7 protein-coding genes are annotated in these 7,841 nt (G+C 62.2%); all 7 read right to left on the reverse strand.

Annotated elements, in window-relative coordinates; genetic code table 11:
• Positions 1-79 precede the first annotated feature (79 nt).
• A complete protein-coding gene (locus tag Q0K62_RS07540; RefSeq protein ID WP_297317362.1) occupies positions 80-706 on the reverse strand; it encodes an FMN-binding protein in 627 nt (208 codons plus the stop codon).
• Between the two features lie 17 nt (positions 707-723).
• Positions 724-1,536, reverse strand: a complete 813-nt coding sequence (locus Q0K62_RS07545) for an ABC transporter ATP-binding protein (RefSeq protein ID WP_297317367.1) — start codon at positions 1,534-1,536, stop codon at positions 724-726.
• 44 nt (positions 1,537-1,580) lie between these two features.
• A complete protein-coding gene (locus Q0K62_RS07550; RefSeq protein ID WP_297317368.1) occupies positions 1,581-3,023 on the reverse strand; it encodes an FtsX-like permease family protein in 1,443 nt (480 codons plus the stop codon).
• 61 nt (positions 3,024-3,084) lie between these two features.
• The gene (locus Q0K62_RS07555; RefSeq protein WP_297317363.1) at positions 3,085-4,431 is read right to left on the reverse strand and encodes an FtsX-like permease family protein; all 1,347 of its coding nucleotides are present in this window, start codon (positions 4,429-4,431) and stop codon (positions 3,085-3,087) included.
• A 15-nt stretch (positions 4,432-4,446) separates the two neighbouring features.
• Positions 4,447-5,721, reverse strand: a complete 1,275-nt coding sequence (locus Q0K62_RS07560) for a DUF2318 domain-containing protein (RefSeq protein WP_297317364.1) — start codon at positions 5,719-5,721, stop codon at positions 4,447-4,449.
• 151 nt (positions 5,722-5,872) lie between these two features.
• Positions 5,873-6,511: an iron transporter gene (locus Q0K62_RS07565; RefSeq protein ID WP_297317365.1), complete on the reverse strand. Its 639-nt coding sequence runs from the start codon at positions 6,509-6,511 to the stop codon at positions 5,873-5,875.
• An 85-nt stretch (positions 6,512-6,596) separates the two neighbouring features.
• A partial coding sequence (locus Q0K62_RS07570; RefSeq protein WP_297317366.1) for an FTR1 family protein occupies positions 6,597-7,841 on the reverse strand: 1,245 nt, incomplete at its 5' end.

The raw sequence follows: 7,841 nt of genomic DNA on the forward strand, positions 1-7,841 counted from the left end.
CCAGCCCTACGATCGCGTCATAAAGGACTAAACCTCGGCCGCCGATGCGCCTCTTGAGAGGCCCGGACCGACCAGCCGCTCACTGCCGCTGCGAGACCGAGGCCTCCTGCCGAGCCAGGTCCAGGGCCTTGTTGAAGGCATCCGAGGTCCAACTGGCACCGGCCACCTTGCTGACCTTCAGGTCCTTGAGCGGCTTGCCCTCCACCACTCCGGGCACGGCCTTGGCGAACTCGCCGATGTGCTTCCTGGAGACCGGGGAGCTGGACTTCCCGGATACCCTGACCGACTGCACCTTGCCGCCCGACACTTCCAGGTCCACGTCGATGCTGTCGGAACCGTCCTTGCCATAGTGGCCGGTCAGGGCGTACGCCCCATCCTGATACTGCCCGCTGTCTGAGGCGGCCGCCTGTTTCCCGTCGCGTGAAGAGGCACTGGGGGTGCCCTCGCCAGCCTCGGGGCCCGAATCCTTCCCATTGCTGGGAGCACTGCTGGATTCCGTCCCCGCGTACTCGTCGTCCATGGGCTTGGTATCGCTGTGGCCGCACCCGCCCAGGAGGGAACCGACGGCGACCAGGCCCGCCAGGGTGGCCGACATTCCGGCCAGTCTGCGCGACTTGGATTGTGCGGCTTTCATCCCCAGGGATCCAGCCGTATCAGCCATGGCGCGGGAATCCTGGCCGGGTTCCTCCCTCTCCTCGTTCTTCATCGGGACCTCCGTCATCTCTATTGCCACTCCATCCGATTTCCGTCGCCGGTCTTGGCCGCCTTGGTCGGGTCCTGGAACCCGACAGGGACATCGCCCGACTGTGCCTCCTTGCCGGCACTGCCACTGAAGGCGGGCCGGCCACCGGCTTCTTCATAGGCCCGGCGGGCATCCTCGTCATTCCATTGTTCACCCACCAGGACACCATGGTTGAGCATTATCTCACGTTGTGCGCATGAGGCCACCAGGGCATCGTGGGTCACAACGATCAGGGAGGTGCCCTGGTCGTGCAACTGGCGGAAAAGATCCAGGACGATCTTTTCGTTGGTCTCATCCAGGTTGCCTGTCGGCTCGTCGGCCAAGATCAACTTGGGGTCGTTGATGAGGGCACGTGCCACGCAGACACGTTGCTGCTCGCCTCCCGAGAGCTGACTGGGCAGGTGGCGCGCCCTGTCCGCCAGACCGACCCGGTCCAGGGCCTGCATGGCCTGTTCCTCATCCACCACCGAGTGGTAGTACTGGGCCACCATCACATTCTCGATGGCCGTCAGGTGGGGCACGAGATAGAACTTCTGAAAGACCAGCCCGATTACGTTCTTGCGCACGTCCGCCAGCTGCGAGGGGTTGAGATCCTCCAGGGTCCGTCCCTCGAGTCGGACGGAACCCGATGAGGGGGTGTCCATGCATCCCAGGATGTTCATCAGGGTTGTCTTGCCCGAACCGGATGACCCGACCACGGCCAGCCACTGCCCCTGGGGGATGCTCAGGTTCAGGTCATCCAGCGCGTGCAGGTCACCGTAGATCTTGGATACGTGATCCAGATCCAGCAGCATTGCCCCGCTCTTCTCCTCCTGGACTGTTTCGTGATCCTCCATGATTACTCCTCCCTGAGAACCAGTGCCGGGTCGATGCGTGATGCCCTACGCACGGGCCGGATTGATGCGACTACCGATATGATGGTGCTCAGCAGGACCGAGGCCAGGGCCAGCCACCAGTTGAAGCCGAGCGAGCGCTGGAAGACCGAGGTGCAGAGCAGGCGGGCGAAGATGTAACCCAGGACCGTGCCGATCAGGCCGCCCAGGAGTCCGTAGAAGGCGGACTCGGCATAGAACTCCGCTCCGATGCTGCCCGAGGTGGCCCCGAGGGCCTTGCGCAGACCGATTTCGCTGCGTCTTTGCGAGACTATCGAGGCCATGGTGGTTCCGACACCTACGAAGGTCAACACCAGGACGACGATCGAAACCAGCCAGAAGAGGGTCTGGAGCATGGCGATGGTGTGGGTGTCGCCGGAGGTGATCCTGGTGACCGTCTGCGCCTTGACACCCATGCTGGTCATGTCGTTGATGCTCCTGGCGATGGCCGTCAGGTTCGGACCCATCGTGTTGACCGAGTATTCAATCACGTCGGATCCGCGCTTGAACCCGGTCAATGCCTCGATGTCGTGCATGCTGGAGTAGATGATCTGGTCCTCGGAGCCCCCTGTATCGACGATGCCGCCCACCCGCAGTTCCATGCCTTTTTCCTGGGCATCCTGGGCGATGGATCCGTCTACCGGGGCACTGCCCATGGTCGGGCCCGCCGGGGAGGAAGCATCGGCTTGGGCGGGTCGAGCAGTCAGGACCACCGGCTGGGTTTGGGACCCGGACTGCCCGGAGGGGTTCCCGGCATGATGCAGTTGACCTGGCCGACCGGCATCATCCGACATGGTGGCAGAGCCGTGCACATGGTTTGAGCGCCCGGTTGAGCCTTCCTGGGTGGACTGCCCTCCACCCGTCCGACCGGCACCGGATACACCCTCTGTGCCGGTGGCCCCCTCGGCGTTGTCCGATGCCCGATAGCTGATGGTGATTCTGCGGCCAGGCTTCAGACCCAGCGAATCCGCCAGATCACGCCCGACCATGACGGAACCGTCCTTGGGCCACTGCCCATCGACGTTCCAGTGATGGTTGAGCTGGTGGACCTGGTCGGCGTCAATCCCGGCCATCATATGGGACCCGGCGTTGACCCTGACCGATTCGTACCGGTAGGTGGCATGCTTGGCCGAGGCCTTGGCCGTGACCATCTCCGTGGTATGGCTGACCATGGCCGGGTCGATGCCCTGCCGCGACTGGCCCGGCTGCTGGATTGGGGTCACGACCAGGTTGGCTCCATAGGCGCGCATCTCCTGGTTCATCTGCCGGGGAACCTCAAGGCACACGGCAGCCAGGCAGAAGAGGGTCGCGGCCCCGACCATGGAGGCGACCACAGCCATGGAGGCCCTGCCCCGCCGCCTGAAGATCGCCCCGAACAACATGGTCAGGAACATACGGGTGTTGGTCATGGGGGCATGACGCCCGGCTGGTTTGTCCGACCGGCCGCCAGTCGTGCTCCCCCGCTTGGGCTCACCTGCCATGGAGCACCTCCGCCGGACGCAGTCTCAAAATGGAACGTATGGATGAAATGGAAGCAATCAGGACGGTCAGGGCCAGGAGGACGAAGACCAGGACGAAGACCATGGGTCTCATGGTGATGCCGGATCCGAAGACCACATGACCGACGATCTGGGCCACCCCCGACCCCAGTACGGCCCCCACCAGCGCGCCTACCAGACTGATCAGGGCGGTCTCGGCCAGGACCAGACGGGAGACGGCTCCATCGGTGGCCCCCAGAGCCTTCAGCAGCGCGAACTCGGCGGAGCGTTCCGATATGGAGGCGGCCATCAGATTGGCCACGGCTATGGCTGCCGCCAAAAGACTCAGAACGGTCATCAGAATCATGACGGCCTGGGTCTTTTGAAGCACATCGCCCTGGAGTGCAGCCACCTGGCGGACCTGCTTGGCCACGGACCCTGGTATGGCCTCCTCGATCTGGTATGCGATGGCCGACGGATAGGCCGTGCAGTACCAGGTCTCCCATTCGTCCTGGGAGAGGGCGGCCGGATTGCGCGCCGCCTTCCTGGCCAGGTCATTCTCGGGGGTGGTCAGTGCCTTGACCTCCACCCTGTCGATCTGGTCCGGCAGTCCCGCCACGGTCTGCAGGGCCCAGGTCGGCACGTACAGGGCCGATGAATCCGCATCACCGGAATCGAAGATACCGACCACCTTGACCTGCTGGTTCCGTTCCCCCACCTTCAGATCCACGGTATCGCCGACCTGCTTGCCACCCAGTCGGGCGGCCAGATCCTTGCCCATCATCCCCTGGACCGGGCCCTGGTCACCGGACCCGGATGCGTCCCCGGTCCGGGGTCCGGTACCGTCCTTGGCCCAGGCACCCTGCACCTTCCACCAGGAACGGAGCCCCCTGACCCCGACCGTGGTGTCCTCGCCGCTGTCCAGATGTATGTCCTTTTTGAACCAGGTGCCCACCACGGGGGTGCCGACCTTGTCCACATCCGCCCTGACGTTGAGTTGAGGGGCGAAATCGGTGATGTTGTACGCCCAGAAAATGGTCTTGATCCTGGGTACGTCCGATTCCTTCAGATAGGCGGTCGGCTGGGATGCCTGGTCCTGGACACCGGTCGACGAGACCTGGGAGCCGTAGAGGTCGGAGACGACCGCGTCGGACTTGGGCTGCACAGTGATGTTGGACCCATAGGTGGAGAGCTCGGCATTGAGCTTGTCGCCCACGTCGAAGACGACCCCCAGCATGGCCACGGCCACGCAGGCAGACAGGCAGACGGTAACGGCTATGAGGATTCTTCTGCCGAACTGACGGCTGAAGGATCTGACGATCATGCGTATCAGAAACATTCCAACAGCACCTCCTCAGCTCTTGAAGTGGGCGGACATGGCATCCAGATCGGCGGTCTGAATCAGGATGCTCCCCTGACCGGTGGTATAGGGCAGGGGAATCGGGTTGCAACCACCCTTGAAGCCGATGGTGGCCAGGTTGATGGCCACATCGCACTTCTTGCAGATGATCTTGCCGTCTTTCTCGTAGTATCCGGCATCGCCGCAGTTCTCGCAGGCATCAAGGCCGATACCGTATGCCGCCCCGTTCTTCTTGATGATGATGAACCGCATGACCGTGCCGTCCTTGGCCTTGTACTGGAAGCGGTGAAGGTGGCCGTCACTGACCTGGGAGAACTTGATGGTGGCCTTTCCTCCGGCCAGTGAGTAGGTTTCCGGCGGTGACAGGACGGGCACCTTGTGGGCCTGGGCCGTTCCGACGGTCAGGGTCAGGGTGACGATGATCATGGCCACCAGACTCCAGCCCGCCGAAGCCAGTGCACGGCGGCGGAAGGCCTTGTGCTGCCTTTTGACCGCAGCATTCCGCCCATCCTGGGGCATACGGAAACCCGCAACCAGGCAGGCTACGGCAGGGATGATGAAGACCCAGGCCTGGACGATGACCAGGGTCAGGTTGGCATTGTAGAGCAAGGCCATGATCCTGAAGGGCAGGCCGTGCAGGATGAATTCGCCGGTATTCTGCAGGAGGGCCAGCAAGCCGGTGCCATGCTGGACGAGGGTCACAAGCACCACGAGGAGGGCGGCCAGCGAAAATGCCTTCCGGGAACAGGTCCGATGCATGGAGCGGAATATAGCCGCCACGATGACGGCCGTGGCTATGGCCAGGACGAAGCCCAGCGCCCTGAGCAGCATATCGGAGGTGAAAACCGGTGAATCAGGCTCCACGAAGGCCGTAAGCTGCAGGATCACATCCGGCAGGGCCCGGAAGACGCACAGGGCGACGGCGATGGCGGACAACCCATTGGCCAGGTTCAGTGCTGCCTTGTGGCCATGCCAATCCCGGGTTATGCGCCCAGCGTCCAAAACAACCCATATGAGGGCCAGATCGGCCAAGACACAGGCTATGAGGGTCGGATAGTTGACCATGGTGCGGCGGTTGATGACTGCGGTGGCCCTCAGGGCCGCGAAGACGATGGCCGCCAGGACACCTGCACCCAGACCCACCAGACGCCAGGAAGACGAAAAGGGCTTGTCCCTTCCCTCGCCGACAGTCAGAAGCACACTGAGGGCCATTACCAGGAGGGCGGGCCCGAGCGTCCCCGGTAGGACCGTGACGAATTGCTCAAGCATAGTGCTTGCCTTTCCTGTACTGCCTCATGTATGGAGGTAGGCGGCATAGGCATCGAATCAGGGCCTGAATCGTGCCTATACCGCCATCCGCCATTGGGACGGGTCGCCGTCACCCCCTGGGCTGGAGACCGCGACGAACCCGACCTTTATATCACCACTGATGTGGAGTGTAGTCCCAATCCCAGCTGACAACGATGGGTTCGGTCCAGAAATGTCCCTTGACACCGGTCTCGGGATCGACGTGCAGCATCCAGCCCTTCTTTTCCGGGGATTCGATGGAATAGGTCAGCTTGTATGAGCCGGCCTTGTCCATCTTGATGTTGGCACCGTAGTGGGGGCCGTCAGAAGCGTTCATCTGCATGAAGGTGCCGGCCTGCTTGTCGTTGGGGTCGTTCTTGTTTTCGATCGTGTAATTGACCGTGAGATCGGGGATGAACTCGCCCTTGGCATAGCCCAGGTTGTTGTTGGCCAGGGCGTGTATGTCGGCCTCCAAATGAAGACTGGCATCCGCGGCCTTGAGACCCATGGAGGCGGGCTCCATATCGATGGGCTGGAAGAAGACCGTCCCGATGTTCAAGGGCCCCTTCTGCTGGTCATCAGGCGGGATGGGTATCTCTTCGAACCCGGCACCCTTGCCGTCGCCCTTGTCCCCACCGGACTCGGACTTGGCCGATGCATCAGGAGCGGGAGCCTCCTTGGCCCCCTCGCTTTTGCCCCCACCGCAACCGGTCAGTACCAGTGTCCCTGAGAGCACCAGAGCAGCCAGGGCCGCAAGTTTCCTCTTCTTCATTTCTCTTTCCTTTGTTTGTTCGATTTTTACCGTCTCATTGGATATGAGTCTTGCGCACATTCATGGATGCCTGCGTACAGGGTCGTCAGTGGCTGGATTCCGGCTGCCTAACCGACTCCTTCCGGTTCTTTCGGATGGTCGAAGCCACGGCGAAGACAAGAACAAGAATCAGCGCCAGCACCTGGGCACCGATGGACTGCACGTAGGGATAGAGCCCGATCCAATCACTGGTCGGCACACCAGGCAGGTAGGTGGCCGGGACCAGGTCGCCCTCAATCAGGGCATGGACACCACCGCCGGCGAAGATGACCACCATGATGGCCATCAGCGCACTGGTGATGATGAAGAAGGGCCTGATGGGTATCCTGACCGAGGTGAACCGGATCAGGACGAAGATGATGACCAGGACCACGGCCGCTGCGGCGAACCCGGCCCATATCTCCCTGGAACCGCTGGGTGCCATGGCGAAGATGGCCTGGTAGAACATGACCGTTTCCGCCCCCTCCCTGAACACAGCCAGGAAGGACAGCAGGGCCAGGGATATGACGCTGCCTTGGGAGATGGCGGCCACCGTTTTGGTCTTGATGTACTGGTTCCAACTCTCCACCGACGACTTGGACAGCATCCAGTTGCTGGTGTAGAGGAGCATGACCATGGCTATCAGGGCCACGACACCTTCAAGGATCTCCTGCTCGGGGCCATTGCCGTTGAAGAGCAGGGTGAAGAGTATGGCCACCAGGCCACTGCCGGCAAGACCGGCCAGAATGCCCCAATAGATGTAGCGGATCTTGTCCTTGTACCCGGACTTGACCAGGTAGGCGATGATGGCGGCCACGACCAGGATGGCCTCCAGCCCCTCACGCAGCAGGACGATGAAGGCCTGACCGAATGCCGAGGTCAGGAAGGTGGTCCACTTGTTGACGTTGTCGGCCGCACCACCGTCCAGTATCCCGGCGTCGGTGACCAGCATCCCCTTGAGCTCATCCACCAGCGTCTTGATCTTCTTGGGGGATTCCCCGCCGGCCATGGCCATCCGGGTCTCCTTGAACTGGTATTCCACCTGGGATACCCGGCTGCCGCTGATGGCGTTCATGACGTTCTTCTCGAAGCCCAGCTTTTCGTAGTACTGGTAGTAGGCCTTGTTGACCAGGGTGGACCCCGCCTGGCCATCGCCCTTGGCGGCCGCTTGGTAGGCCTGGTCCAGAATCGGGGTCATCTCCTTGGCGACCTGACTCCAGGTCTTGTCGCCCTTACCCTTGTTCTTGTGCTTCTTGGCCGCATCCAACCGCTTCCGGTCCGCCTTGATCTGCTCTTCCTGGGCCTTGGCATA

Source organism: uncultured Bifidobacterium sp., from assembly GCF_945269915.1.
In the GTDB taxonomy this organism is placed as follows: Bacteria; Actinomycetota; Actinomycetes; order Actinomycetales; family Bifidobacteriaceae; genus Bombiscardovia; species Bombiscardovia indica.

Excerpts from the sequence above, each read along its gene's own strand:
- Q0K62_RS07565 (WP_297317365.1), bottom strand. The coding sequence starts at position 6,511 with ATGAAGAAGAGGAAACTTGCGGCCCTGGCTGCTCTGGTGCTCTCAGGG.
- Q0K62_RS07540 (WP_297317362.1), bottom strand. The coding sequence starts at position 706 with ATGAAGAACGAGGAGAGGGAGGAACCCGGCCAGGATTCCCGCGCCATG.
- Q0K62_RS07555 (WP_297317363.1), bottom strand. The coding sequence starts at position 4,431 with ATGTTTCTGATACGCATGATCGTCAGATCCTTCAGCCGTCAGTTCGGC.
- Q0K62_RS07545 (WP_297317367.1), bottom strand. The coding sequence starts at position 1,536 with ATGCTGCTGGATCTGGATCACGTATCCAAGATCTACGGTGACCTGCAC.
- Q0K62_RS07560 (WP_297317364.1), bottom strand. The coding sequence starts at position 5,721 with ATGCTTGAGCAATTCGTCACGGTCCTACCGGGGACGCTCGGGCCCGCC.
- Q0K62_RS07550 (WP_297317368.1), bottom strand. The coding sequence starts at position 3,023 with ATGACCAACACCCGTATGTTCCTGACCATGTTGTTCGGGGCGATCTTC.